Below are 26027 nucleotides of genomic sequence, written 5' to 3'. Positions count from 1 at the left end.
TATGTTCGAAGGGCAAGCGCCGGGACGCCGCAGCACTAAGCTGGCGGCTGGCGCACGATCTTCAGCCGCCCGACGTCGTACCCCATCGTCTTGGCTCGGCCGATCAGCGCGTCGCGTTCGGCTTCCGGCAGGACAGCTTGGCGCGACAGGATCCACAGGTACTTGCCGGAGCCCTCGCCGATGATGGCCCAGCTGTAGTCCTCGGCCCGGTCCAGGACCCAATAGTTCCCGAAGAAGAACGGGCCGAAGAACGACACCTTCAGTTTGGCGCCGTCGGAGCCCTCAACGATCTTGGCCTTGCCCTCGCTGACGCGGACCGCGCCGTCGGGGCCGCCTTCGCGGCAGGTGTTCTTCACGCTGATCAGGCCGTCGGGGCGCTTGGCGTATTCGGCGGTCACGCCTTCGCAGCCGACCTCGAAGCTTTGGTCATAGCGCGCGATCTCGTACCAGAGGCCCAGATACCGCCCCAGCGCCACCGGCTTGGCCGGTTCGGGCACGGCCTTGTTGCCGCTCGGCCCGCCGAAGCAGGCGGCGGCGGTCAGGGCGAGGGCCGTCGTCACGGCCAGGGGCAGGGCGGCGCGGCGCATCTTTCGCCTCAGGCTGGGGGCTGCTGCGGGAACTCGAGGCGATCGACCGGATAGCCCAGGGCCTTCATCCGGCTAAGGGCGGCGGCCTTGGCGGCGGCGCTCATCACCGCCTGGCGCGACAGCAACCAGATGTAGTTGCCGCCCGGGGTCGCCATCAGCGCCCAAGACTGGTCGTCGGCGCGGTCCAGCACCCAGTATTCCTGGTGATGCAGGCCGCCCAGGAAGCTCATGGAGAACTTGGCGTTGCGGCTGCCGCCGACCACCTTGCCCTTGGTGTTGAACACCTTGGCCTTGCCTGCGGCCGAGCCCCGGCGGCAGGTCTGCACGACCGAGAACGCGCCCACGGAGGCCTGGGTGAAGACGGTGGTCGGCGCCTCGCAGTCCTTCTGCCCGGCGTTGGGCAGGCGGGCGATCTCGAACCACTTGCCGCTGTAGAAGCGCTCGGCCACGGGCTTGGCCGGCGGCGGCGCGGCCGCCTGGGCCAAGGAGACGGAGGTGAGGCTCGCCGCGACGGCGGCGATGAGCAACAAGCGCATCAGCGTTCCCAGGTTCGACCCGGCCAACGCAAAGCGCCCCGCCGGGGTTCCGACGGGGCGCTGTAGCAGATTGTCGCGAAGGTTATTCCGCGGCGATGCTGACCGCGTTCACCGGGCGATCCTTGAAGTTGATCGCTTGCAGGTAGCGGATGCCGTCCTCGGCGATGTCATCGCCGACCATGCGGTCGCCTTCGGCCTTCAGTTCGTTGATGTCCACGTACATGGCGTAGAAGGCGCGGGTCCGGTCGGTGATGATGCCGGCGTTGAGCAGGGTCTTCACCAGCACCCGGAAGATGTTGGTCTGCTCCTTCATGTTCTCCCGACGCAGGTCGTCGGTCATGATCTTCCCGTACTCCTCGACCACCTTGTCGGGATCCAGGCCGAACTCGGCGTAGAGATCCATCTGCTGGTGTGGCGAGACCAGGTTGAACAGCAGGGTCTGGAAGCAGTGCGCCGCCCAGTCCTCGATGATGTTGTGCTCTTCCGGGCTCAGCTTGGGCACGGTGCGGTCGGCCCAGATCTTCCCGAACTTGTGGTGGAAGGCCTCGTCGGTCATCACCAGCTGCAGCAGCTTCTTGCCCAGCGGATCGTTGATCTGGTTGAAAAAGGTGGCGAAGGCGCCCATGGCCAGGCCTTCCACCAGCATCTGCATGCCGATGATCTTCTTGTAGACCTCAGGCGCGCCGATGATCTCCACCAGCAGGGTCTTCAGCGCCGGGCCGCATTCCACCGGGCGGCCCCAGCGGGCCTTGATGTACTTGGCGAAGGCGGTGACGTGGCGGGCTTCCTCGCGCGTCTGGTTGGCGGCGTACTCCTGCGCGCCCTGGTCCTTCAGAACGTGGCACAGGCTGGCCGACAGGTTCAGCGCGCCCTGCTCGCCGTGCAGGATGGAGGAGAAGCTGCGCAGCACCGACTGGTTGATGAAGCGGATGCGCTGCTTGGGATCGGACAGGTGGTTGGACACGTAGTCGGTCGACAGGGCGATCACGAGATCCTCGGGCACCAGGGCCTGGTTCTCCATGTCGAACGGCTCGTCGAAGTCGATATAGGCCTTGTCCAGCGGGTCCCAGAAGTGGTCGTGGGTGGCGGAGATGATCTTGTCGAACGCCGTGGAGCGGTTGTTGTACCGGTCGAGTTCGAGCATCAACTCGAAGTCGTCCGGCGCCACCGCATCGTACATGGCGTCCTTGGTGATGTTCTTGTCGGTCACGGCGCTCTCCTTTTGGCCCTAAAGGCGGGTCCGCTTGTCTGGAACCTCTGGCTGTAAAACCATCTCCCCAAAAATATCGACGGTCAAACAAAAATGACGGCAGCGTCACGTTTGTAATTTGAGCGAAGGAGTCAAAAACTTGCGGATCTTTCTGCTCACGGGGGCCGGGGTGTCGGCCGAAAGCGGCCTGGGCACCTTTCGCGACAAGGGCGGGCTGTGGACGCGCTTCGATCTGAACGAGGTGGCCACGCCGCAGGGCTACGCCCGCGATCCGGCCAAGGTGCTGGCCTTCTATTCCATGCGCCGCGAGAACCACGGCGAGGCCGAACCCAACGCCGCCCACTTCGCCGTCGCCCGGCTGGAGCGGGAGCTGGCCGCGCGCGGCGGCAAGCTGTTCCTGTGCACCCAGAACGTCGATGAACTGCACGAGCGCGGCGGGGCGCGGGCCGTCCACCACATGCACGGCCAGGTGTTCCGCAGCCGTTGCGGCCATTGCGGCGTCATCTTCGACGACCGCGCCGCCCTGACCCTGGATCGCGCCTGTCCCCATTGCGGCCACGCCGGCCTCCTGCGCCCCGACGTGGTGTGGTTCGGCGAGACGCCCCTTGGCCTGGACCTGATCGACGAAGAGCTGTCCGACGCCGACCTGTTCGTCTCGCTTGGCACCTCCGGCTCGGTCTATCCGGCCGCCGGCCTGGTGTCGCAGGCGAGGACGTGGGGCATCCGCACCTGCGAGCTGAACCTGGAGCCTTCGCAGAACGCCTTCGCCTTCGACGACAGGCGCTATGGCCCGGCTACGGAGATCGTCCCGGCGTGGGTGGAGGAGGTGTTGAGGGCCTAGCCCTCGTCCTCGATCCGGTGGATGTCCTCGTCCGACAGGCCGTAGTGGTGGCCGATCTCGTGGACCAGGACGTGGCTGATCAGTTCGCCCAGCTCCAGATCGCCCCGGTCGGCCCACTCGTCGAGGATCGGGCGGCGATAGAGGAAGATCATCGCCGCCTCTGGCGCCGGGCCCAGGAACGAGCGGCGGCCGATGTCGACGCCGCGATACAGGCCCGTCAGCTCGAACGGGCCCTGGATCTCCATCTCGTCCAGGGTCGCCTCGTCGGCGAAATCCTCGATGCGGAACAGCACGTCCCCCGCCAGCTTGCGCACTTCCGAGGGCAGGGCTTCGAAGGCGGCCTGGGCGAGGCGGGCGAAATCGTCGAGTCCGGGCGCTTTGGCCGTGGTCCAGTCAGTCATCATCTGCAGATAAACTCTTCTTGACCGTTCGCCAGCGGCGCGGATGCGGCTTAAGATTAATTTCCTGATTCGCCGCTCGCCCCAGGACCGCTCTTGGCTCCTTTCAGTCCGTCAGACCTGATACTCGCCGCCACGGCCGGCGCGGTGAGCCTGGCGGTGTGCGCGACCCTGTGGTCGGTGGCCCAGCGCCGCCGCCACGAGGAGCAGATGGCTGGGCTGAAGCGCCAGCTGCGCGACGCCCAGACCCTGACCTCCGCCGCCCAGGCCTCGGCCGAGGCCTTCGACAGCGCCCTGATCGCCATCGACGACGGCGAGGCCATGCTGGCCTCCGGCATCGACAGCCTGATCGCCTGCGCCGCCGTGTTCGGCATCGATCGGCCCGAGGCCCAGGCCGTGGTCAACGCCGTGATGCGGGCCGAGCCCGACCACGCCAAACGCCTGCGCGCCCTGTTCGATCGCGGCGAGCCCTGCGCTTTCGAGGCCCGCGGCCCCAAGGGCGCCGTGTCGGTCGAGGGCCGCGCCGCCGGCGCCATCGCCTGGCTGCGCCTCACCGCCCTGGACGAGGACGAGGGCCTGCCGACCGCAGCCCGCTTCGCCGCCTTCCTCGACGCCCGCCGCGACCCCGCCTGGATCGCCGGCGGCGACGGCGCCCTGCAGTGGGCCAACGCCGCCTGGCTGCGGGCGGTGGGCGCCGCCAGTTTCGCCGACGCCGTCGCCCGCCAGCTGTCCTTCGACCGTCCGGCCGAGGCCCTGGCCAGCGAGGCCGCCAATCTGGGCAAGAAGCGCGAGGCTGTGCGCCACGTGCCGATCGAGGGCCGCCGTCGCGCCTTCAAGTTCATCGCCGATCCGCTGGAAGGCGGCGGCGCCGGCGTCTGGAGCGTCGATGTCAGCGAGCTGGAAAGCGTTCGCGAGGCGTTCAAGAAGCACGTCGAAGCGCACGACGAGACCCTGAACTACATCGGCGACGCCGTGGCGATCTTCAGCCAGCAACGCCGCCTGTCGTTCCACAACACAGCCTTCGCAGAGCTGTGGGGGCTGGAGCCCGCCTGGCTGGCCGACAGCCCGACCCACAGCGAGATCCTCGACCGCCTGCGCCAGCGCCGCCGCCTGCCCGAGACGGTGGACTACGCCAAGTGGAAGGCCAGCGAACTGGCCCATTACGAGGACATCCGCCCTCAGGCCGACGACATGTGGACCGTCCCCGATGGCCGCACGCTGAAGGTCGTCCGCCAGCCCCATCCTCTGGGCGGCATGCTGGTGCTCTATTCCGACATCACCGGCGAGCTGCGCCTGAAGGCCCAGTACAACGCCCTGATCCAGGTGCAGCAAGCCACCCTCGACAAGCTGACCGACGCCGTGTCGGTGTTCGGCTCCGACGGCCGCCTGCGCCTGCATAACGACGCCTTCGCCCGCTTCTGGAACGTCGGCGCCGCCGATCTGGAAGCGGCCGGCGACTTCGAGCGGGTGGTGGAGCTTTGCCAGCACCGCATCCACGACCTGCAGTTCTGGCGCGAGCTGAAGGGCCGCGTCGCCGACCCCGATCCCCAGGCGCGCGCGCCGATCAGCGGCGAGATCAAGGACAGCGACAGCCGGATCATCGCCTACCAGTCGCGGCCGTTGCCCGACGGCGCGACCCTGATCGCCTTCTCCGACATCACTGACACCCGCCAGCTGGAGCAGGCCGTCGCCGACCGCTCCATGGCCCTGGCCGAGGCCCAGCGCCTGAAGCGCGACTTCGTCGGCAACGTCTCCTACGAGCTGCGCACGCCGCTCACCACGATCATCGGCTATTCCGAGCTGCTGGAGCACATGGGCGAGTCCATGCCAGAGCGCGCCCGCGCCCACCTTTCATCGGTGCGCACCGCCGCCTCGCAGCTGGCCCGGTCCATCGACGACGTGCTCGACATGGCCCAGATCGACGCCGACGAGATGGCGCTCGATGTGCAGGACATCCGAGTCTACGACCTGCTGGCCGACGCCGAGGCGCGCTGGATCGAGCGGGCCCAGGGCGGCAGGATCACCCTCGACCTGTCCTGCGACCCGGCCGTGGGCCTGATCCGCGGCGACCCCAAGCGCCTGGGCCAGGTGCTGGACCATCTGATGGAGAACGCTCTGCTGCAGACACCGCAGGGCGGCAAGGTCACCCTGTCGGCGACCCGCGCGGTGGGCGAGATGCGGCTGCAGGTGGCCGACACCGGCCGCGGCATCCCGTTCCACGTCCAGGCCCACATCTTCGACCGCTTCGTGGACCGCGACCGCGGCGGCCCGGGCCTGGGCCTGGCCCTGGTCAAGGCGCTGGTGGAGCTGCACGGAGGCTGGGTGGCGCTCGAGAGCGAGCCGGGCGCCGGCGCGGTCTTCACCTGCCACCTGCCCGAAGCCGTCCTGTCCGGTGCCGCCCAGCCGGAGCTGGCCTTCAAGACCTGAGGAGGGCCAAGGCTCCTAGTGCTGGTTTTCCGGCATGCTGACGACGAGGCCGTCCAGTTCGTCGGTCACCTTGATCTGGCAGGACAGGCGGCTGTTGGCCTCGACGTTCTCAGCGAAGTCGAGCATCGACTCCTCCATGGCCGAGGCCGTGCCGGTCTTGTCGCGCCATTCCTCTTTCACATAGACGTGGCAGGTGGCGCAGGCGCAGGCTCCGCCGCAGTCGGCGTCGATACCGGGGATGTTGTTCTTCACAGCCCCTTCCATCACCGTCAGGCCGGGCTTCACGTCGACCACGTGCTCGGTACCGTCGTGTTCGATGTAGGTGATCTTCGCCATGCGTTCCTCGATGCGGGTCGGGCCAGTCTAGGCCGCGACCTCCTTCATTGAAATTGTCGTATCGGCCAGCTTGTCCAGCGACACGGGCGTGCGCCGTGCGATCAGCATCTTGCCGGCCATGAACTCGGGCGGAGCGTTCACCGCCTCCACCGCCTGGATCAGGTCGCCCTTCAGGTGGAACACAGCGAAGCTGGCCGTATCCGGATTCCCGCGCACGATGATGCGGTCGGCGTCGAAGGGCAGGCCGGCGATCTGAAGCTTCAGGTCGAACTGGTCGGACCAGAACCACGGCACTTCCGGCGTCGGGCCGGCGCGGCCGGCGATGGCGCTGGCCGCCTGCTTGGCCTGTTCCAGGGCGTTGGGCACGCTCTCCAAGCGGAACTGGCGCTCATAGATCGGCAGAGGCCGATGCGACACGTCGCCGATGGCGAAGATGTGCGGGTCCGAGGTCCGGGCCTCCAGGTCCACGACCACGCCGCCGGCGCAGTCGAGGCCGCAATCCTTGGCCAGCTCGTCATTGGGATGGGCGCCGACGCCCACCAGGACCGCGTCGCAGGGAACGGTGCGGCCGTCGGCCAGCTTCACGCCCGTCACCTTGCCGTCCTCGCCGACAAAGGCCTCAACCCCGGCGTGCAGCTCGAAGGTCACGCCGCGCTCGCCGTGATAGCGCTGGAAGAAATGGGAAAGCTCGGGGCAGGCGACCCGCGCCAGCACCCGGTTCTCTCGCTCGATCACCACCGCTTCGGCGCCCAGGGCGCGGGCCGAAGCCGCCGCCTCCAGACCCACATAGCCGCCGCCGATGATGGCCAGCCGCTTGCCGGCCCCCAGGACGCTCTTCAGATGCTCGGCGTCCGCCGCCGTGCGCAGGGCCAGGACATTGGCCAGGTCCGCCCCGGGAATGGGCAGCATCCGCGCGCGGGCGCCGGTGGCCAGGATCAGGAAGTCGTAGGGAATGGCCTCGCCGCTGGCGAGGGTCACGGTCTTGGCGCCGCGATTGATCTCGCTGGCCACGCCGCCCAGTCGCAGGGCGACCTCGGCCTCGGCGTACCAGGCAGCCGGTTTCAGGGCTAGGCTGTCAGCATCCGCCTCGCCTTTCAGCCAAGCCTTGGACAGCGGGGGGCGTTGATAGGGAAGCAGCGGCTCTTCGCCGACCAGATAAATCGGGCCATCGAAGCCGTACTGACGCAGAAAAGCCGCCGCTGAGCCGCCGGCATGGCCGGCACCCACGATTACGACGCGCGGTTTGCTCACTCGACGTTCCTCCCGTCGGCCAAAGATGACGGGGGCGTCACTTATTGGCAAGAGGGATCGGCGGGTGGATCAGACCACCCGCTCCACCATCATCTTCTTGATCTCGGCGATCGCCTTGGCCGGGTTCAGACCCTTCGGGCAGACCTGGGCGCAGTTCATGATCGTGTGGCAGCGATAGAGCTTGAACGGATCCTCGAGCGCGTCGAGGCGTTCGCCCGTGGACTCGTCGCGGCTGTCGATCAGCCAGCGATAGGCGTGCAGCAGGGCGGCCGGGCCGAGGTACTTCTCGCCGTTCCACCAGTAGCTCGGGCACGAGGTCGAGCAGCAGGCGCACAGGATGCACTCGTACAGGCCGTCCAGCTTCTCGCGGTCGTCCGGGGCTTGGCGCCATTCCTTTTCAGGGGTCGGCGTCTCGGTGTGCAGCCACGGCTCGATCGAGGCGTACTGGGCGTAGAACAGCGTGAGGTCCGGGATCAGGTCCTTGACCACCGGCAGGTGCGGCAGCGGGCTGATCTGCACGGCCTTGCCGGGCACTTCCTCCCAGCCGTGGGTGCAGGCCAGAGTGTTGCGCCCGCCGATGTTCATCGAGCAGGAGCCGCAGACGCCCTCGCGGCACGACCGGCGGAAGGCCAGGGTCGGGTCGACGTTGTTCTTGATGTAGAGCAGGGCGTCCAGGACCATCGGCCCGCACGCGTCCACATCGATGTCGTACGTGTCCCAGCGCGGGTTTCCGCCCAGCTCGGGATCGTAGCGGTAGATCTTGAAGGACTTGACCTTCGTGGCTCCCGCCGGCGCGGGCCAGTGCTTGCCGGCCTGGACGCGGGAGTTCTTCGGCAGCGCGAGTTCGACCATCTTACTACCTCAGTAAACCCGTGCCTTGGGCGGGATGTAGGCGATGTCGTTGGACATCGTGTAGTCGTGGACGGGGCGGTAATCGATCTTGACCTTGCCGGTCGCCTGATCGAGCCACGCCAGCGTGTGCTTCATCCACTTTTTGTCGTCGCGGTCCGGGCAGTCCTCGCGGGCGTGCGCGCCGCGGCTCTCGGTGCGGTTCAGGGCGCCGTTGACGGTGACCACGGCCTGCCCGACGAGGTTGTCGAACTCCAGGGTCTCCATCAGGTCGGTGTTCCAGACCAGGCCGCGGTCGCTGACCTGCAGGTCAGCCTTCTTGGCGTAGACGTCGGCCAGGCGCTTCACGCCGCTTTCCAGGCTCTCGCCGGTGCGGAACACGGCGGCGTCTTCCTGCATGGCCTTCTGCATCTCGAGGCGCAGGGCCGCCGTCGGAGTCGAGCCCGAAGCGTTGCGGAAGGCGTCGAAGCGCGACAGGTGGGCCTCGGTGTGGCTGTCCTTCAGTTCCGGCTGGGTGGCGCCGGGGGTCAGGATCTCGGCGCAGCGCAGGCCGGCCGCGCGGCCGAACACCACCAGGTCGATCAGCGAGTTGGAGCCCAGGCGGTTGGCGCCGTGGACGCTCACGCAGGCCGCTTCGCCAACGGCCATCAGGCCCGGGATCACCTGGTCCGGGTTCTTGCCGGACTTGGTGACGACCTCGCCGTGGAAGTTCGTCGGGATGCCGCCCATGTTGTAGTGGACGGTCGGCAGGACCGGGATCGGCGCCTTGGTGACGTCGACGCCCGAGAACACCTTGGCGGTCTCGGAGATGCCGGGCAGGCGTGCGGCCAGGATCTTCGGATCCAGGTGGTCCAGGTGCAGGAAGATGTGGTCCTTGTTCGGACCGACCCCACGCCCTTCGCGGATCTCGATGGTCATGGCGCGGCTGACCATGTCGCGCGGCGCCAGGTCCTTAACGGACGGCGCATAGCGCTCCATGAAGCGCTCGCCTTCGGAGTTGGTCAGGTAACCGCCTTCGCCGCGGGCGCCTTCGGTGATCAGGCAGCCGGCGCCGTAGATGCCGGTCGGGTGGAACTGCACGAATTCCATGTCCTGCAGCGGCAGGCCGGCGCGCAGCACCATGGCGTTGCCGTCGCCGGTGCAGGTGTGGGCCGAGGTGGCCGAGAAGTAGGCGCGGCCGTAACCGCCGGTGGCCAGGATGACCATCTGCGCCTGGAAGCGGTGCAGGGTGCCGTCGTCCAGCTTCCACGCGGTGACGCCGCGGCAGACGCCGTCTTCCATGATCAGGTCGAGGGCGAAGTACTCGATGAAGAACTCGGTGTCGTGCGCCAGCGACTGCCCGTACATGGTGTGCAGCATGGCGTGGCCGGTCCGGTCCGCCGCCGCGCAGGTGCGCTGGATCGGGGCCTCGCCGTAGTTCTTGGTCATGCCGCCGAAGGCGCGCTGATAGATCTTGCCTTCCTCGGTCCGCGAGAACGGCACGCCCCAGTGCTCCAGCTCATAGACGGCGGCCGGGGCGTTGCGGGTCAGGTATTCGATGGCGTCCTGGTCGCCCAGCCAGTCCGACCCCTTGACGGTGTCGTACATGTGCCAGCGCCAGTCATCCTGGCTCATGTTGCCGAGCGAGGCGGAGATGCCCCCTTGTGCCGCCACGGTGTGGCTGCGGGTCGGGAACACCTTGGTCACGCAGGCGGTGCGCAGGCCGGCTTGCGAGCAGCCCAGCGCGGCGCGCAGGCCGGAGCCGCCGGCCCCGACGACCACGACGTCGAACTTATGGTCGATGAACTTGTAGGCCGACATCAGATGGCTCCGGTGAGGGCGATCTTGACGATCGCGAACACACCCAGGGCGCCCGTGAGGACGCTGACGAACAGATTGAGAAGCAGCAGCGCCGTCTTGCTGGCGAAGCGCTCGATGTAATCCTCGATCACCACCTGCATGGCGTTCTTCAGGTGGATCAGGCCCACCACCAGCAGCAGCGACAGCAGGACCGCGTTGATCGGCTGGGCGATCCAGGCGACCGCGCCCTCATGATCGGCGCCCGCCAGGCGCAGGCCGGCGAAGACGCCCCACAGGACCAGGGGAACCGAAGCCAGGGCCGAGACGCGCTCGACGATGAAGTGGCCGACGCCGTGCTTGGCCGAGCCCAGGCCGTGGGCGCGCGAGCGCGGGGTGCGGAAGTTGGAGGAAGACGTGCTCACGACAGGGCCCCCGTGAAACCAGCGATGACCCAGACCACGACCGCGGCGACGACGCCGAAGGCGATGGCGACGACGCCGGTCATGTCCGCGGTCTTCGGCGTGAAGCCGTAGCCCAGGTCCCAGAAGGCCTGGCGGACGTTGTAGGCGAGGTTGAAGAACAGCATGACCGTGATGCCGAACAGAACGAGCTTGCCCAGCGGCGAGCCGACGACCTCGACATAGCAGGCGTAGTGGTCGGGGCCGGAGGCCAGGGCGACGGCCCAGCCGGCCAGAAGGATGGCGCCCAGGTACAGCGCGAAGATGCTGGCGCGGTGCAAAATGGAGCAGGCCATGGTCACATGCCAGCGCCACACCTGCAGGTGCGGCGACATCGGGCGCTGCGGAAGTCCCCCGTTGGGTGCGGTCATCAGACGTTCGGCCCCTGTTCGTCCTTATAAGTGCTGCGCCGCTTTTAAGCCGCGATCAGGGGGTGTCAACGAAACCGAGACTGTTGAGAATCGATCTCAACCCCTTGATGCGCAAGCTGCGCCAAGCTGACGCAGCCTGTATCGGCGTTATGGTAAAGAGGGGGTTGAAGGACGCGCGGCGCCTACTCCCGCACCTTCTCCAGCCAGCCCGCCGACCGCATCTCCTGCAGCCGCGACACGGTGCGCTCGAACTCGAACGCGCCGTCGCCTTTGGGATATAGGGTCTCCGGCTCCGCCTCGGCCAGGACGACGATCTTGGTCCCCGCCTCGTAAAGGGCGTCGACCAGGGTGTTGAACCGCTTGGCCGCGTCACGCCGTTCCGGCCGCAGCCGGGGCAGATCTTCCAAAAACACGGTGTGAAAGCGTTCGGCCACGGCCAGATAGTCCTGGGGCCCCAGCGGCTTGTCGCACAGCTCGGCGAACCCGGCCCGCAGCAGGCCGCCGGCCGCGCGGGGCAGGGCCAGCTTGCGGCCCATGACCTCGACCGTCGCGCCGGTCTCGGCCGCGCCGTCCAGCATGTCGGCCCACAGGCGGTCGAACTCGCGCCGGTTGTCCGGGTCGATGGGCGACAGCCAGATCCGCGCCGCCCGCAGGCGATCAAGGCGGAAATCCTTCGGGCCCGCCACGGTGATCACCTCCATCCGCGCCTTCAGCATGTCGATGAAGGGGGTGAACAGCTGGCGATTGATGCCGTTCTTGTACAGGTCCTCCGGCGGCCGGTTCGAGGTGGCGACCAGGGTCACCCCATGGTCGAACAGCCCCTCGAACAGCCGGCCCAGGATCATGGCGTCGGCGATGTCGGTGACCTGAAGCTCGTCAAAGCACAGCAGTCGTGCTTCCGAAGCGATCTTCTCGGCCGTCGGGGCGATGGGATCGTCGCCCTTGTGCTGGCCGAACCGCGCTTTGCGCGCCGCGGCGTCGCCCTTGCGCCAGGCGTCGATGTCGGCGTGGACCTCGGCCATGAAGGCGTGGAAGTGAATGCGGCGCTTGCGGGCCGTCGGCGCAGTCTCGAAGAACAGGTCCATGATCATGGACTTGCCCCGACCCACTGGCCCCCACAGATAGACGCCCTTCTGGCTCTTGGGCTTGCGGCCGAAGAACTTGAAGCCGGGCTCGCCGGCCGCGTCCAGGGCCGCCTCCAACCGGGCCAGGGTCTCGATCCCCGCCGCCTGGGCCGCATCGGGCATGATCTGACCCTGGGCGAGGCGGTCCTGATAGGCGGTGCGGATCGACATGGCCGTCTGACTAGCGGCCAGACGCCTCCCTGAAAAGCCGGAACGGCCGCCGACGCCGCCCGTTGCTCAACCGATCAGCAACAGGAGACGCCCCCATGGCCGAAGACAAGAACCCTCAGACCAGTGGCGAGGACCGCTCCTACGACCCCAACACGCCGCAGGCCAATCGCAGCATCCAGCAAGGCGGCGGCGTCGGCGCGCGTGATCTACGGCTTCAGGCTGACCCCACCCGCGAGCCAGGCCTGCCCGAGGACATCAAGCTGGAAGAGGAAGAGCCTAGCCTGAGCGACGCCGACCGCGACGAGGCCCGCGCTTCCGAAGAGCGGAGCGAAGTCGGCCGCCAGCCCTAAGGCCGACTTCCACGGCGCCGCGCGGCCCCCTATGGTCGCCGCGATGCCGTCCATCGAACGTCTTCTGGCCGAGGAGGCCGACACCGCCCGCCTGGGCCGGATCATCGCCCGCGCCCTGCGCAAGGGAGAGGCCGTCTGCCTCTACGGCCCCCTGGGCGCCGGCAAGTCGACCCTGGCCCGGGCGCTGGTCCGCGCCCTGACCACCCCGGACGAGGACGTGCCGTCCCCGACCTTCACCCTGGTCCAGTTCTACGACGGGCCGGACTTTCCTGTGGCCCACTTCGATCTCTACCGCCTGACCTCGCCGGACGAGGCCTATGAGATCGGGCTGGAGGAGGCGCTGGAGGACGGTGCGGCGGTGATCGAATGGCCGCAGCGGCTCGACGGAGCGCTTCCCGCCGACCGACTCGATATAGAGATCACGCCCGAAGGCGAGGGCCGCCGTGCGCGGCTGACCCGCCATGGCGCGTGGAGAGGGCGCGAGCTTGAGTTCTGATCGCAGCGCGGCCAAGGCCGCCTTCCTGGACGCCAACGGTTTTGGCGACGTCCGTCGCGAGGCCCTGAGCGGCGACGCCTCGACCCGCGCCTATGAACGGCTGCACCGGCCCGACGGCTCGACCCTGATCTTCATGGACCAGCCGCCCAAGGCCGAGACCCCGGCCTGCCCGCCGGACGCCACCCGCGAGGAGCGCCTCGCCTTGGGCTTCAACGCCGCCTATCGCCTAGCCGCCGGCCGGGTCGACGCCTTCGTGGCCTGCGCCCGGCACCTTAAGTCGCTTGGCCTGTCGGCCCCGACCATCCTGGCCTTCGACGCCGGGCTCGGCCTGGCGGTCCTGGAGGACCTGGGCGACGGCCTGTTCGCCGCCGAGATCGCCGCCGGGACCAACGAGATCCAGCTCTACGACGCCGCCGTCGACGCGCTGCTGGTGCTGCACGCCGCGCCGACGCCGGACAGGCTGTCCTATGGCGATGTCGAATGGCCGTTGCTGACCTATGACGACCTGGCCCTGAAGATGGCCCAGGACCTGCTGGTCGAATGGCTGCCGAAGCTGCGCACAGAGCTGTCCTTCGACGTCAAGGCGATCGCCGACTGGGAGACCCTGTGGGCGCCGATCCGCCAGCGGGCCGAGGCCGGCGCCTCGGTCTTCTGCCATCGCGACTATCACGCCGAGAACCTGCTCTGGCTGCCGGCCCGCGAAGGTCCGGCCCGCGTCGGCCTGATCGACTTCCAGGACGCGGTGAAGGCGCACCCGGCCTGGGACTTCTCCATGCTGCTGCACGACGCCCGCCGCCAGGTGACGCCGGACCTGGAGGAGCGCTGCCTGGCCCGCTACCTCGCCGCCCGGCCGGAGCTCGACGCCGGCCAGTTCCGCGCCGACTTCGCCGCCCTGGGCGCGCTGAATACCTGCCGCATCATCGGCATCTTCGCCCGCCTGGTGATCCGCGAACTCCAAGCCGCGCTACGAGGCCTTCCTGCCGCGCCTTTGGGGCTATCTGGACCGCACCCTGGCCGAGCCGTCCATGGCGCCGCTGAAGGCCTGGCTCGATGCGAACGTGCCGGTGGAGAGCCGCCGATGAGCGCCCCCCAGACCGCGCCCAAGACAGCGATGGTCCTGGCCGCCGGCCTCGGCACCCGCATGCGGCCCCTGACCAACGACCGGCCCAAGGCTCTGGTCGAGGTCGGCGGCAAGGCCCTGATCGACCACATGCTCGACCGCCTGGTCGCCGCCGGTGTCGAGACCGCCGTGGTCAACGTCCACTACTTCGCCGACCTGATGGAAGCCCATCTGGCCAAGCGCACCGACCTGCGCATCGTCATCTCCGACGAGCGCGCTCAGGCCCTGGAGACTGGCGGCGGCATCAAGCAGGCCCTGCCCTTGCTGCCAGCCGACGCCTTCTGGGTGGCCAATATCGACTCCGTCTGGATCGAGGACGACGGCCTGGCCCTCGACACCGTGGCCCGGAGCTGGGACCCGACACGCATGGACGTCTGCCTGCTCACCGCCTCCACGGGCGGCTCCCTCGGCTTCCACGCCACGGGCGACCTCTTCCTATCCGAGACCGGGAAGGTGCGCTTCAAGGACCAAGGAGAGACCGCACCCCTGGTCTATGTGGGCGTCCACATCGCCAAGCCCTCGGTCGTCGTCGACGGTCCTGAAGGTCCCTTCGGCCTGCTGCCGATCTGGAAGGGGCTGACCGCCCAAGGGCGGGTTCACGGCGTCGCGCCCAAGGGGCTGTGGATGCACGTCGGCGACCCCGCCGCCCGGGAGGCGGCCGAGGCGCGACTGCGGTGACGCCGGTCTTCGACACTCCGGGGCCGCGCTGGTTCTCGATCCCGGCGCACCGCCCCTTTGTCGAGGATCTGGCCGCCGGCCTGCACGCCCGGCTGTCGCCGCTGGGGCCCGAGGCTCTTTCTCAGGCCGTCGTCCTGACGCCTACCCGCCGTGGGGCCCGCGCCCTGGCCGAGGCCTTCGTCGCGGTCTCTGGCGGCAAGGCCCTGCTGCTGCCGCAGATCCGCGCCCTGGGCGATCTGGACGAGGGCGAGCCGCCGTTCGAGCCGGGCGACTTGGCGCTGGACCTGCCGCCCGCCGTCTCGTCCTGGCGCCGCCGGTTCGAGCTGGCCCGCATCGCCGCCGATCACGCCCACCTGCTGCAACGAGAGCTCGACGCCTCCGGCGCTCTGGAGATGGCCGACGCCTTGGCCGGCTTTCTCGACAGCGCCCAGATCGAGGAGATCGCGGCTCGAGGCCGGCTGGAAAGCCTGGTCGACGGCGATCTCGCCAAGCACTGGCAGGTCTCCGCCAAGTTCCTGACCGCCGCCCTCGACGCGTGGGCCGACCGGCTGCGCGAACTGGACCTGATCGATGTGTCCGAGCGGCGGGTGCGCCTGCTGCGCGCCCTCGGCGAGTTATGGAAGGCCCAGCCGCCCCAGGGCGTTATGATCGCCGCCGGCTCCACCGGCACCGCCCCCGCCACCGCTGATCTGCTGGCGGTGATCGCCGGCCTGCCGCAGGGCGCCGTGGTGCTGCCGGGCCTAGATGAAGGCCTGGCCGAAAGCGCCTGGGCCGATGTCGGCGAGCAGCACCCCCAGGGCGCCATGAAGCGCCTGCTGCATCGGGCCTGCGCCGACCGCGACGACGTCCGGCCCTGGACGCCGGAAGCCGACAGCCAGGGACGCTGGCGCCGCCGCCTGGTCAACGAGGCCCTGCGCCCGGCCGAGGCCACCGCCGACTGGCTGACCCAAATCGCTCGCCTCCGCGCCGAGGCGCCGGCTGGCGTCGATCCCTTTACCGAGGGGCTCAAAGGCCTGTCCGTCGCCGCCGCCCGGACGGAGGAGGAGGCGGCCCTGGTCTGCGCCCTGCTGCTGCGCGAGGCGCTGGAGACGCCGGGCCTGACCTGCGCCCTGGTCACGCCGGACCGCGAGCTGTCCCGCCGGGTCGGCGCGCGCCTGGCCCGCTGGGGCGTCGCCGCCGATGACTCCGCCGGCGCCGACCTGGCCGGCTATCCCGTCGCCGTACTTGCCGATCATGTGGCCGCCCTCGGCGCCGATCCGCTCGATCCCGTCCGCCTGTTGGCCGTGGCCAAGCACCCGCTCGTTCGCCTCGGCCTGGATGAGGCGAAGCTGGCCGACGCTCGCCGCCGTCTGGAGGGCAAGGGTCTGCGCGGCCCGCGTCCGCCCAGCCGCGAGCGCCTGTTCGAAAAGCTGAAGGACGAGCCGGACGCCGCCGACCTCGCCCGCCGCCTGTTCGCCGCGCTTGATCTGGCCTCGGATGTCTTCGCGGGTGGAGAGGCCTCTCCTCCCGACGCCGCCTCGGCCCTGGCGCGCGCGATGGAGGCCCTGGCCGACGGTCCCGACGGCTACGGCGCCCTGTGGAACGGCGCGGGCGGCGAGGGGCTGGGCGGTCTGCTGGCCGCCCTGTCGGGCGAGGGCGACGGCCTGCCCGCCGCCACGCCCGCAGGCTTCCACGACCTGCTTGGCCGGCTGATCGGCGGCGAGAGCGTGCGCACCGGCGGGGCGACCCATCCGCGTCTGCGCATCCTCGGCGCCATCGAGGCCCGTCTGGTCCGCGCCGACCGCCTGATCCTGGCCGGGCTGGAGGAGGGCGTCTGGCCCAAGGCGCCGCCCACCGACCCCTTCCTGTCGCGGCCCATGCGCAGCGCCCTTGGGCTGCCGCCGCCCGAGCGCCGCGTCGGCCTGTCGGCCCACGACTTCGCCCAGGCGGCCAGCGCCCCGGAGGTCGTGCTGGTCCATAGCGAACGGCGCGGCGGCGCTCCCGCCGTGGAATCGCGCTGGCTGTGGCGGCTGCGCACCCTGGCCAAGGGGGCGGGCGCTACCCTGCCCGAGCGTCACGACGTCCTGGAATGGGCGCGGGCCATCGACGCGCCTAAGACCTACGACCCGGTCAAGCGCCCGGCCCCCAAGCCGCCCGTCGAACATCGCCCCCGCGAGATGCCGGTCACCCGCATCGAGGCCCTGACCCGTGACCCCTACGCCGTGTGGGCGCGGGGCATCCTGAACCTCAAGCGCATCGACCGACCGGACGAGCCGGTGGATGTCAGGGCCCGCGGCACCGCCATCCACCGCGCCTTCGAGCAGCTGGTCCTCAAGCACCCGCATCCCGGTCCGCTGCCGGATGATCTCGCCGAGACCTTCCGCACCCTCTACCTCGACGCCCTGCGCCAGGAGGGCATGCCCGACGCCGCCCTGGTCCGCGAGGCGGCCCTGGCGACCGAAGCCGCCGCATGGGTCGCCGACCTGGAGGCCCGCCGCCGTGAGCACTCGGCCCGCATCGTGGTCGAACAGTCGGGCAAGGTCGTCTTCCCCAGCGCCCTGGGCGACTTCACCCTGACCGCCAAGACCGACCGCATCGAGGTGACCGCCGACGGGGTGGGCCACATCCTCGACTACAAGACCGGCGCCGCTCCGACCGCCAAGATGGTTGAGGCGGGCTTCTCGCCCCAGCTGACCCTGACCGCCGCCATCCTGCTGCGCGGCGGGTTCGAAGGCATTCACGACGTCGCGCCGGGCGACCTGACCTATCTGCGCGTCACCGGCCGCAAGCCGGCGGGGCAGGAGGTGACCATAGCGGCCGCCGGGGGCGAAAGCCTGGACGCCGCGGACGCCGCCTTCGAGGGTCTGCGCCGTCTGATCGACCGCTACGCCGACCCGGAGCAGCCTTACCTCTCGCGCGTCGCCCCGCAGTTCGTGAAGGACCACGCCGGCGACTACGCCCACCTGGCGCGGGTGTTCGAATGGTCCACGGCCGGCGAAGACGGAGGTGACGAATGACCGTCTTCGATCCTCAGGCCATCGCCGCCGATCCGGCCATCAACGCCTTCGTCACCGCCAACGCCGGCTCGGGCAAGACCAAGACCCTGATCGACCGGGTGGCGCGCCTGCTGCTGTCCGGCGCCGCGCCCGAGGCGATCCTCTGCGTGACCTTCACCAAGGCCGCCGCCGCCGAGATGCAGCGCCGCCTGTTCGAGACGCTTGGCGGCTGGTCGGTGCTGGACGACGCCCGCCTGGCCGAGGCCCTGAGCAAGCTGGAGGGCGCCGACGCCCCCCGCGACCTGTCCAAGGCCCGCGCCCTGTTCGCCCGCGCCCTGGAAACCCCCGGCGGCCTGAAGATCCAGACCATCCACGCCTTCTGCGAAAAGCTGCTGCGCCGCTTCCCGCTGGAGGCCGGCGTCTCGCCCGGGTTCACGGTGATGGACGACGCGGCGGCCGCGGCCTTGGCCGAGGCCGCCCGTCGCCGCACGGCGCTGGAGGCGCAGAAGGGCGGCCTGCTGGGCGAGGCCTATGCCCGTTTCTCGGTGGCCCTGGATTTCCAGGCCTTCCAGACCATGTTCCGCACCTTCGAGGACCGGCGCGGCGCCATCGCCGCCTATGTCGATCGCTGCGGCGGCTTCGTCGAGACCATGTCCGACATCTGGCGGGTCTGCACCAACAGCACCGAGCAGCGTGATCCGGAGACCATCGGGGCCGACTTCATGGCGCGGCTGGACCGTGCGTTGTGGCGCGACATCGCCGAGGTCCTGGCGACCGGCGGCAAGACCGACCTCAAATGCGCCGAGCTGATGGCCGCCATCGCCGACAACCCGGACGCGACGTTCGAGGACGCCCTGGTCCCGCTGTTCACCGAGAAGGGCGAGGGAACGCCCGCGACCTGGCCCATGAAGACCAGCGGCCTGAAGAGCCGCGAGGACCTGCGCGGCCCGCTGCTGGATCAGCAGAACGCGCTGGAGGAGGTCCGCGCCCTGATCCGTGCCGCCCGCGTGGCGGCCGACACCGTGGACGTCCTGCTGCTGGCCTGGACCTACACCAAGGCCTACGAGGCCGAGAAACGGGCGCGGGGCGCGCTCGATTTCACCGACCTGATCGAGCACGTCCACCAGCTGCTGACCCGCCGCTCCGACGCGGCCTGGGTGCTGTTCAAGCTGGACGGTGGTGTCGACCACATCCTGGTCGACGAGGCCCAGGACACCGCCCCCGAACAGTGGGCGATCCTGCGCGAGCTGACCGGCGAGTTCTTCAGCGGCGCCGGCGCGCCGGGCTGGCGCAAAGGGACCGATGAGCGGACCCTGTTCGTGGTCGGCGACGAGAAGCAGTCGATCTACTCGTTCCAGGGCGCCGACCCCGAGCGTCTGCTGATCGAGACCCAGCGCTATATCGGCCTGATCGAGGCGGTGGGCCGCGTGGCCAAGGGCGTGCCCCTGACGGTCTCCTACCGCTCCACCAAGCAGGTGCTGTCCTTCGTAGACGCCCTGTTCGAGGCGCCGGAGATGCGCGCCGGGGTGCCGCCGCCGGCCGGCGAGGACCGGGTGATCCACCGTCCGTTCCGTATCGAACACGCCGGCTGCGTTGATCTGTGGCCCCTGGAGCAGGAGATCAAGGAGGGCGAGCGCGACGCCTGGGACGCGCCCCTCGACGTAGAGGGCGTCCAGAGCGCCAACCGCCGCCTGGCCCGCCGCATCGCCGCCGAGATCAAGGCCCTGCTGGCGCGGGGCGATGCGATCTTCGACAAGGAGACCCGGGCGTGGCGTCCGGCCACGGCCGGCGACGTCCTGATCCTGGTCCGCCGGCGCAAGGCGCTGTTCGAGGACATCCTGCGGGAGCTGAAGCACGCCGGCCTGCCCGTGGCCGGCGCCGACCGTCTGGCCCTGTCGGCGCACATCGCCTTCGACGACCTGCTGGCCCTGGCCCGCTTCGCCCTCTATCCGCGTGACGAGCTGACCCTGGCGGCCCTGCTGAAGAGCCCGTTCTGCGGCCTGACCGACGACCAGCTCTATGCCCTGGCCCATGGCCGCAAGGACAACCTGTGGCGGGTGGTCCGCGACCAGGCAGACGGCCCGTCCGGCTTCCTGCGCTGGGCGCGGGGCGAGGCGGGCCGCCGACCGTTCGAGTTCTTCTCCCGCGCCCTGAACTTCAGCGGGCCGGACGGCGTCTCCATGCGCTCGCGCATGCTGACCCGCCTGGGGGCCGAGGCCGCCGACGCCCTCGACGAGTTCTTGGCTCAGGTCCTGGCCGCCGAGCAGCGCGGGGTGAACGATCTGGAGGCCCTGGTCGCCGACTTCGCCGCCCTCGATATCACCGTCAAACGCGAGATGGAGGGCGCTCGAGCGGAGGTGCGGGTGATGACCGCCCACGGCTCCAAGGGGCTGGAGGCGCCCATCGTCATCCTGCCGGAAATGGCCCTGAAGGACGCTTCGCGCGGCTCGCCGCTGCTGGCCACCGCCGAAGGCGGCTTCCTGTGGTGCGCTTCGTCGAAGAACGATTGCGAAGCCTCCGCCGCCGCCCGCGAACGGCGCAAGACCAAGGACCAGGAAGAGGGGCTGCGCCTCCTCTACGTGGCCCTGACCCGGGCCAGGGACCGCCTGATCCTCTGCGGCCGTATCGACGCCCGCACCAAGCTGGAAAACGTCGCCGGCTGGTACGGTGCGGCCGCCGCCGCCTTCGGCCACCCCGAGATCGCGCCCGACGTCCGCACCCTGGGCGAGGGCGATGGAAGCTATCGCCGCTATGGCCCCGACCCGATGCGTCTGCCCCTGGCCGAGGCGGTGGTCGCCGCGCCGGTCCTCCTGCCGGCCTGGGTGCGCCAGTCGGCGACGCCGGAGCGGCCGGACGTCCGCTACGCCGCCCCGTCCATGCTGGGCGAGGACGAGACCACCAAGGCGCCGTCGCCCCTGGCGCGGGTGGCAGGCCTGGGCCGTTATCGGCGCGGGACCATCATTCACCGTCTGCTTCAACTGCTGCCGGACATCGCCCCGGCCGAGCGGCCCGCCGCCGCCCGTCGCCTGCTGACCGGCGAGCGGGACCTGACCGACGACCAGCGCGCCGAGATGGCCCAGGCCGCCCTCACCGTCCTGGACGACGCCCGCTTCGCCGAGGTGTTCGGCCCCGGCTCCCGCGCCGAGGTGGCTCTTGCCGGCGCGGCCAGGAGCCTGCCCGGCGGTCTCGCCGTATCCGGTCGCGTGGACCGTCTGGTGGTGCTGCCCGACCGCGTTCTGGTGGTGGACTTCAAGACCAATCGCCCGGCCCCGGAGCGGATCGAGGACGCCGACGACGCCTATCTGGTGCAGATGGCGGTCTATGCCGCCGTCCTGGCCGAGGTGTTCCCCAACAGGGCTGTCGAGGGCGCGCTGGTGTGGACCGACGGTCCCAAACTGATGCCCGTTCCAGAAAAGGTGATGGCCCAAGCGCTCACCCGACTGGTCCGCAACAGTTGATGCGGCGGAACCTGCGCCCTACATCTTTCGCTGAAAGAACGCGCGGGCGATTCCCGCCGCGATGAGGAGCTATCGCCAATGAGCACCGTCACGGTGACCGACGAATCCTTCGAAGCCGACGTGCTGAAGGCCGACAAACCCGTCCTGGTCGATTTCTGGGCCGAGTGGTGCGGTCCCTGCAAGCAGATCGCGCCCGCCCTGGAGCAGATCTCCGAGGAGCTGGCCGACGTGGTGACCGTCGCCAAGGTCAATATCGAGGACAGCCCGACGACCCCGTCCCGCTACGGCGTGCGCGGCATCCCGACCATGATGCTGTTCCGCAACGGCCAGATGGCGTCGATGAAGGTCGGCGCCATGCCCAAGCAGAAGATCCTGGAATGGCTCAACGAGGCTGGCGTCCAGCCGGCCTGAGCGGTCCAGAACTAAACCAGCGGAACGGCCCGTCTCCTCGAGGAGGCGGGCCGTTTTCGCTTTTCGGATCAGGCCAGGCCGTCGAGGCCGTCATAGGGGGCGCTGGTCCCCAGGATGCTGACCCCATAGGTCGCCTTGCCGGCATAGAGGTCGGCGTAGAAGTCGCGGACGGCGTCGTCATAGACGCCGACGCCGCCTTGCAGGCCCTTGTGCATCAGGAAGCCCGCCGCCGCCGCCTTGGCTCCGATGTCGCCCCCGCCCAGCGCCTTGAAGTAGGCCTCCTGGGCGACGACGTAGTCGATGGCGGCGCTGACATTGACGCCCTTGGCCGCCGCCTCGCTGTTTCCGATGATGGCGGCATAGAGCTTGGTGACCGCCGCCTTGAAGTCGAGCGCGCCATAGGCGGCCGTGAAGGCGCTGGCCCCTTCGCCTTTCACGCCCAGGTTCACCGCCATGTTGATGTAGCGGTTCTCGGCGTTCAGCAGGGCATAGGTCGGATCGGTCAGATCAGCCGGATTGCTCGGGCTGTCCACCAGATAGGTCATGCCCGCCTGGGTCGGAATCTTGCCGGTGAAGAACTGATAGACCTGCAGGGCGACGCCGGTGGTGTCAGAGCCGAACTCGACCATCTTGTTCAGGAACTGAGACGGGGTGGCGGTCCCGGCGTTCAGCTGGGTCACCCATTTCGCCATCTCCTGGGCCTCGGCGTAGAACTCGTTCTTCACCTTCTGGCCCGTGGGCGTGGTCAGGAACTCCTCCATCGCCTTGGAGGAGGTGGCCGCGATCCCGGCCAGGGCCTTGAAGGCGTCCTGCACCTGCTGGACCGAAGGCGTCACCACCGGATTGGTCGGGGTGGTGGGCGTGCCGCCGCCGGTGATCTCGCTCAGCGGCGTGCTGGGCGGATACTTCAACAGGGCGTCCTTCAGTGTCTGCACGCCGATGTCGATCAGGCCCGGATTGGCCTCCACGGTCTTCAGCGCCGCGTCGATCTCCGGCGTCAGCACGCCGAGGCTCTGCAGCATCGCGCGGATGTCGCTGAACTTGAAGCTGGACTTGATCAGGCCCGCGTCCACCAACTGGATGAGCCAGGAAAAGTCCCCGATCGTCGGTACGGTCGCCATGTGATGAAATCCCCATCTGCCTTGGCCGGACTAGGCTCCGGCCTTCCCGGGCGGGGACGTTAGGGATCGCCGTTGGGCGGCGGCATCCCCGATTCAGGGGGTGTCAGACCAGGCCGCGCCGGGCCGCCTCCAGCGCCGCCTCCGCCCGCGAGGCGATGTTCAGTTTGCGATATACGGTCTTCACATAGCCGGCGACCGTGTGGTCGCTGATTCCCAGGACCCGGGCGGCCTCGCCCACCCGCAGGCCCCGGCCGAGCAGGGCCAGCACCTCGGTCTCGCGCGGTGTCAGGGGCTCCAGATCCTCGGATGAAACGGGCGGCGCGGCGCGGAAATGCTCCAGCATCCGCCGGGCGATGGATGGCGACAGCGGCGGCTCGCCGCGTCCGATCCGCTTCAGCGCCTCGACGAAGGCGGCGGTGTCCTGATCCTTGAGCAGATAGCCCTGGGCGCCCGCCGCGATGGCGTCGAACAGATGCGCGTCGTCGTCGAAGATGGTGGTGACGATGGGCGTGGCGGCCGGGTGCTCGCGGGTCAGCTCCCGCACCAGATCGACCCCCGACCCGTCCGGCAGGCCGATGTCCACCAGGGCCACGTCCGGCGTGCGCCACTGCAGGGATTCACGGGCGCCGCGCAGATCGTCCACCGCCACGATCTCGATATCGAAGGCCTGGTCCAGCGCCCCGACCAGCCATTCGCGGGTGGCCGACTGGTCCTCGACCACCAGCCCCTTGAGCCGTTGCGTGCTGTCTGGGTTCGGCATGATGGCGCCCTGTCCGTCCGAGGGCGGCACCTTAGGGGCGGCCTCCCGCCCTGCTCATCCCCTGAACGGGGGAGGTCATGGGATGCTCAGCGGCAGGGACAGGGCGACGCCCGCCCCCCGCGCCTGGCCGGGGAAGGTCAGCTCGCCGCCCAACTCGTCGATCCGTCGGCTCATGTTGCGCAGGCCCGATCCGCCGACGCCGTCTCCGACCCGCTCTCCCAGGCCGACGCCGTCGTCGCTGACAGTGGTGTGAAGCCGGCCGTTCTCCACCAGGACCGCGACGCTGACGCGTGAGGCCTGGGCGTGCCGGATGGCGTTGCTGATCATTTCCCGGTGGGCGGAGATCAGGGCGCGATAGGTGCGATAGTCCAGCAGGGCGTCGTCCGCCTCCGTGGCCGGGGTCTCCCAGTCCAGCGCCAGGCCCGCCGACTCCAGCCGCCGGGCGGTCTCGTGGCGCAGATCGGCCACCACCTGGCTCAGCGGCAGGCCGTCGCCGGTCATGCCGCTGACGATCACCCGGATGTCGCCCAGGGCTTCGCGCACCGCCTCGCGGGCGCCGGGCAGGTCCTTGGTGTGCAGGCCCGACAGCAGGCGGGCGCCGACATCGTCGTGCAGGTCGCGGGCGATACGGCGGCGCTCCTCGATGACCCCGCGCTCATAGGCCTCGCGGCTGTCCTGGACGTGGCTCATCATCGCCGCCAGTTGCCGCGCCAGCTTCAGGTGCGGCCGGCCGAACAGTCCGCGTCCTCGCCAGGGGTACTGCAGGGCCAGGGCGGGGCTGTCGGCGGTGGCTGGCAGGGTCAGGCGCAGGCCGTCCTCGCTGGCCTGGGGCGTCGCCGGCCCGTTCCCCAGCGGCGTGACGTCCAGGGGTTCGAACAGCCGGTTCAGCAGTTCACGCCAACGGTCGCCGCGCTCACGCCGGCTGCCGCCGAAGGCGACCTCGATCACAGCGTTGAACAGTTCATGGTCCGCCAGGGTTCGCCGCGCCACCATCCGCCGCCACAGCCAGTCGCGCAGCGGCAGATAGGCGAAGGCCACCATCAGCAGGGACAGGCCCAGCGCCGGCCCCTGATCCAGCGGCAGGGTCATGACCAGCACCAGGTCCAGGATCACGAAGGCCGCCGCCGCCCCGGCGTAGAACAGGATGGCGAAGGCCCAGTCCTTCAGGTCGAACAGGCGATAACGGCGAAGTCCCAGGGCGACCCCGATGTGGATCAGCAGGAAGAAGCCGAAAGCGTAGCCCTGCGGCATGGCCGGGGCGAAGCCGAGCACCTGCGGCGCGGCCATCATCGCCACGAAGGCGCCCGCCCCGATGGCCACCGAAAGGCCCAGCCACAGCAAGGCCGCGCGGGAGGTCGGGTCCTTTCTCACCGCCACGGCCTGAGCCAGGATGGCGACCAGGATCAGTCCCATCTCGGTGACGACCGGCAGGTGATAGGCGGTCGCCACGTCCGGCATCAGACGCAGCAGGGTCGCCGCTCCCCAGGCCCCGAAGACAACCGGCGCCGCCAGCAGCCCGACCATCGGGACCAGTCGCTTCGGATAGCTCAGGAAGACATTGATCATCGCCACGCCGAACAGGCTGGCGCCCACATAGTTGAGCTCGCACAGCGCCCGGAACAGCGGTGCGGCCAGGGCCAGCTCACGGGTGCTGTAGATCGCCGCCGCGTGGGTGAAGGTCAGCATGGCCAGGCCGGTCAGGGCGAACATCCGCGCCGCCCACTCGCCGGGCCGCAGGGCCCACACCCAGGCCGAGATCAGCAGTCCGCCGAAGCCGACCCCGATCTGGAACCAGAAGCCGAAGGGCAGGTCGCCGATCGCGGCGGGACGGGGCGTGATCTCGACCGTCCGCTCGCCGCCGTCCGCCCTGCGCAGGCCCAGGGTGACGGAGTTCTTGCGCCAACAGGTCGGAAAGCGCCGCCTGCCGCGCCATGAAGCGTTCACGGGCGGCGAAGTTGTCTATGACGTCCGGCTCTTCGATCAGGTCGTCAGGATGAAGCTGGAACGTGGCCGGGCCGGCGCTGATGGACAGAAGCCGCTCGCCAGCCCGGACGCCTTGGGAGGGCCGCTCGACGACCACGGCGCCATCCGGTCTGGCCGCCAATTCCAGGCCGAGGCGTGGTGTGGAAAGCGCCGCGGCTGTCGCCGCGATCAGGGCGGCGATCCCTAGAAGCACGGCCGCCACCATGGTCACCACTGGCGACCTCGAACCCAGAACCCCCACGCTCCCCCCTGCGCACTTGTTCTAATTGTCGCAAGCTGACGTCACGAACGCCGGCACGGCAAGGTGTTGCGGGGGTGGCTGCGACCGGGAGCCGCA

The 26027-nt window shown here is 69.5% G+C and carries 22 protein-coding genes and 1 pseudogene; 9 read left to right on the top strand and 14 right to left on the bottom strand.

The window, feature by feature from the left end; translation table 11 throughout:
- Nucleotides 1-35: 35 nt before the first annotated feature.
- The 3 genes from ABOZ73_RS09480 to ABOZ73_RS09470 form a co-directional block, all read right to left on the bottom strand.
- Nucleotides 36-587 (bottom strand): lipocalin family protein, encoded by a 552-nt coding sequence (locus ABOZ73_RS09480; protein WP_369057914.1) that lies wholly within the window; start codon nucleotides 585-587, stop codon nucleotides 36-38.
- A gap of 8 nt (nucleotides 588-595) precedes the next feature.
- Complete coding sequence (locus ABOZ73_RS09475) at nucleotides 596-1123, bottom strand: lipocalin family protein (protein ID WP_369057913.1); 528 nt, start codon at nucleotides 1121-1123, stop codon at nucleotides 596-598.
- 82 nt (nucleotides 1124-1205) lie between these two features.
- The gene (locus ABOZ73_RS09470; RefSeq protein ID WP_369057912.1) at nucleotides 1206-2333 is read right to left on the bottom strand and encodes a ferritin-like domain-containing protein; all 1128 of its coding nucleotides are present in this window, start codon (nucleotides 2331-2333) and stop codon (nucleotides 1206-1208) included.
- A gap of 118 nt (nucleotides 2334-2451) precedes the next feature.
- Here ABOZ73_RS09470 and ABOZ73_RS09465 point away from each other — a divergent pair, with 118 nt between their 5' ends.
- Nucleotides 2452-3174 carry an NAD-dependent deacylase gene (locus ABOZ73_RS09465; RefSeq protein ID WP_369057911.1) on the top strand — a complete coding sequence of 241 codons (723 nt, stop codon included), beginning with the start codon at nucleotides 2452-2454 and terminating at the stop codon, nucleotides 3172-3174.
- On the opposite strand, the gene ABOZ73_RS09460 is transcribed toward ABOZ73_RS09465, so the two are convergent.
- Nucleotides 3171-3575, bottom strand: a complete 405-nt coding sequence (locus ABOZ73_RS09460) for a metallopeptidase family protein (RefSeq protein WP_369062512.1) — start codon at nucleotides 3573-3575, stop codon at nucleotides 3171-3173. The genes ABOZ73_RS09465 and ABOZ73_RS09460 overlap by 4 nt on opposite strands.
- A gap of 93 nt (nucleotides 3576-3668) precedes the next feature.
- Here ABOZ73_RS09460 and ABOZ73_RS09455 point away from each other — a divergent pair, with 93 nt between their 5' ends.
- Nucleotides 3669-5999, top strand: a complete 2331-nt coding sequence (locus ABOZ73_RS09455; RefSeq protein ID WP_369057910.1) for an ATP-binding protein — start codon at nucleotides 3669-3671, stop codon at nucleotides 5997-5999.
- A 15-nt stretch (nucleotides 6000-6014) separates the two neighbouring features.
- Here the strand turns inward: ABOZ73_RS09455 and ABOZ73_RS09450 are convergent, their stop codons facing one another.
- From ABOZ73_RS09450 to zapE, 7 genes are all read right to left on the bottom strand, one after another.
- Complete coding sequence (locus tag ABOZ73_RS09450) at nucleotides 6015-6335, bottom strand: 2Fe-2S iron-sulfur cluster-binding protein (protein WP_369057909.1); 321 nt, start codon at nucleotides 6333-6335, stop codon at nucleotides 6015-6017.
- A gap of 27 nt (nucleotides 6336-6362) precedes the next feature.
- The gene (locus ABOZ73_RS09445) at nucleotides 6363-7586 is read right to left on the bottom strand and encodes an NAD(P)/FAD-dependent oxidoreductase (protein WP_369057908.1); all 1224 of its coding nucleotides are present in this window, start codon (nucleotides 7584-7586) and stop codon (nucleotides 6363-6365) included.
- A 69-nt stretch (nucleotides 7587-7655) separates the two neighbouring features.
- On the bottom strand, nucleotides 7656-8438 hold the full coding sequence (locus tag ABOZ73_RS09440) for a succinate dehydrogenase iron-sulfur subunit (protein ID WP_369057907.1): 783 nt from the start codon (nucleotides 8436-8438) through the stop codon (nucleotides 7656-7658).
- Nucleotides 8439-8447: 9 nt separating this feature from the next.
- The gene (sdhA, locus tag ABOZ73_RS09435; RefSeq protein WP_369057906.1) at nucleotides 8448-10235 is read right to left on the bottom strand and encodes a succinate dehydrogenase flavoprotein subunit; all 1788 of its coding nucleotides are present in this window, start codon (nucleotides 10233-10235) and stop codon (nucleotides 8448-8450) included.
- Nucleotides 10235-10636: a succinate dehydrogenase, hydrophobic membrane anchor protein gene (gene sdhD / locus ABOZ73_RS09430; protein ID WP_369057905.1), complete on the bottom strand. Its 402-nt coding sequence runs from the start codon at nucleotides 10634-10636 to the stop codon at nucleotides 10235-10237. The genes sdhA and sdhD overlap by 1 nt, the downstream gene beginning before the upstream one ends.
- Entirely contained in the window at nucleotides 10633-11043 is a 411-nt protein-coding gene (sdhC, locus tag ABOZ73_RS09425) for a succinate dehydrogenase, cytochrome b556 subunit (RefSeq protein WP_369057904.1), read from the bottom strand. The genes sdhD and sdhC overlap by 4 nt, the downstream gene beginning before the upstream one ends.
- A gap of 182 nt (nucleotides 11044-11225) precedes the next feature.
- Nucleotides 11226-12338, bottom strand: coding sequence for a cell division protein ZapE (gene zapE / locus ABOZ73_RS09420; RefSeq protein ID WP_369057903.1), 1113 nt, complete (start codon nucleotides 12336-12338; stop codon nucleotides 11226-11228).
- Nucleotides 12339-12433: 95 nt separating this feature from the next.
- On the opposite strand from zapE, the gene ABOZ73_RS09415 reads away from it, so the two are divergent.
- The 7 genes and pseudogenes from ABOZ73_RS09415 (at nucleotide 12434) to trxA (ending at nucleotide 21826) form a co-directional block, all read left to right on the top strand.
- Entirely contained in the window at nucleotides 12434-12688 is a 255-nt protein-coding gene (locus tag ABOZ73_RS09415) for a hypothetical protein (protein WP_369057902.1), read from the top strand.
- Nucleotides 12689-12731: 43 nt separating this feature from the next.
- Nucleotides 12732-13184, top strand: a complete 453-nt coding sequence (tsaE, locus tag ABOZ73_RS09410) for a tRNA (adenosine(37)-N6)-threonylcarbamoyltransferase complex ATPase subunit type 1 TsaE (RefSeq protein WP_369057901.1) — start codon at nucleotides 12732-12734, stop codon at nucleotides 13182-13184.
- A pseudogene (locus ABOZ73_RS09405) lies at nucleotides 13150-14079 on the top strand (aminoglycoside phosphotransferase family protein); the annotation flags it as partial. The gene tsaE and the pseudogene ABOZ73_RS09405, both read left to right, overlap by 35 nt.
- Before the next feature lie 183 nt (nucleotides 14080-14262).
- Nucleotides 14263-14982, top strand: coding sequence for an N-acetylmuramate alpha-1-phosphate uridylyltransferase MurU (gene murU / locus ABOZ73_RS09400; protein ID WP_369062511.1), 720 nt, complete (start codon nucleotides 14263-14265; stop codon nucleotides 14980-14982).
- Nucleotides 14979-17978, top strand: coding sequence for a double-strand break repair protein AddB (addB, locus tag ABOZ73_RS09395; RefSeq protein ID WP_369057900.1), 3000 nt, complete (start codon nucleotides 14979-14981; stop codon nucleotides 17976-17978). Before murU ends, addB begins: the two co-directional genes overlap by 4 nt.
- Nucleotides 17975-21415, top strand: coding sequence for a double-strand break repair helicase AddA (addA, locus tag ABOZ73_RS09390; protein WP_369057899.1), 3441 nt, complete (start codon nucleotides 17975-17977; stop codon nucleotides 21413-21415). The genes addB and addA overlap by 4 nt, the downstream gene beginning before the upstream one ends.
- Before the next feature lie 78 nt (nucleotides 21416-21493).
- Nucleotides 21494-21826, top strand: a complete 333-nt coding sequence (gene trxA / locus ABOZ73_RS09385) for a thioredoxin (RefSeq protein WP_277785687.1) — start codon at nucleotides 21494-21496, stop codon at nucleotides 21824-21826.
- A 68-nt stretch (nucleotides 21827-21894) separates the two neighbouring features.
- Here trxA and ABOZ73_RS09380 read toward each other — a convergent pair whose 3' ends face one another.
- From ABOZ73_RS09380 to ABOZ73_RS09370, 3 genes are all read right to left on the bottom strand, one after another.
- Nucleotides 21895-22947, bottom strand: a complete 1053-nt coding sequence (locus ABOZ73_RS09380; RefSeq protein ID WP_369057898.1) for a hypothetical protein — start codon at nucleotides 22945-22947, stop codon at nucleotides 21895-21897.
- Nucleotides 22948-23050: 103 nt separating this feature from the next.
- Nucleotides 23051-23707 (bottom strand): response regulator, encoded by a 657-nt coding sequence (locus ABOZ73_RS09375; protein ID WP_369057897.1) that lies wholly within the window; start codon nucleotides 23705-23707, stop codon nucleotides 23051-23053.
- 75 nt (nucleotides 23708-23782) lie between these two features.
- Complete coding sequence (locus ABOZ73_RS09370) at nucleotides 23783-25651, bottom strand: sensor histidine kinase (RefSeq protein WP_369057896.1); 1869 nt, start codon at nucleotides 25649-25651, stop codon at nucleotides 23783-23785.
- Nucleotides 25652-26027 lie beyond the last annotated feature (376 nt).

Origin of the sequence: Caulobacter sp. 73W, from assembly GCF_041021955.1 — a bacterium.
Taxonomy (GTDB): Bacteria; Pseudomonadota; Alphaproteobacteria; order Caulobacterales; family Caulobacteraceae; genus Caulobacter.
Note: the sequence above shows the minus strand (reverse complement) of the source record. Positions and strands in the feature narration are given on the sequence as shown.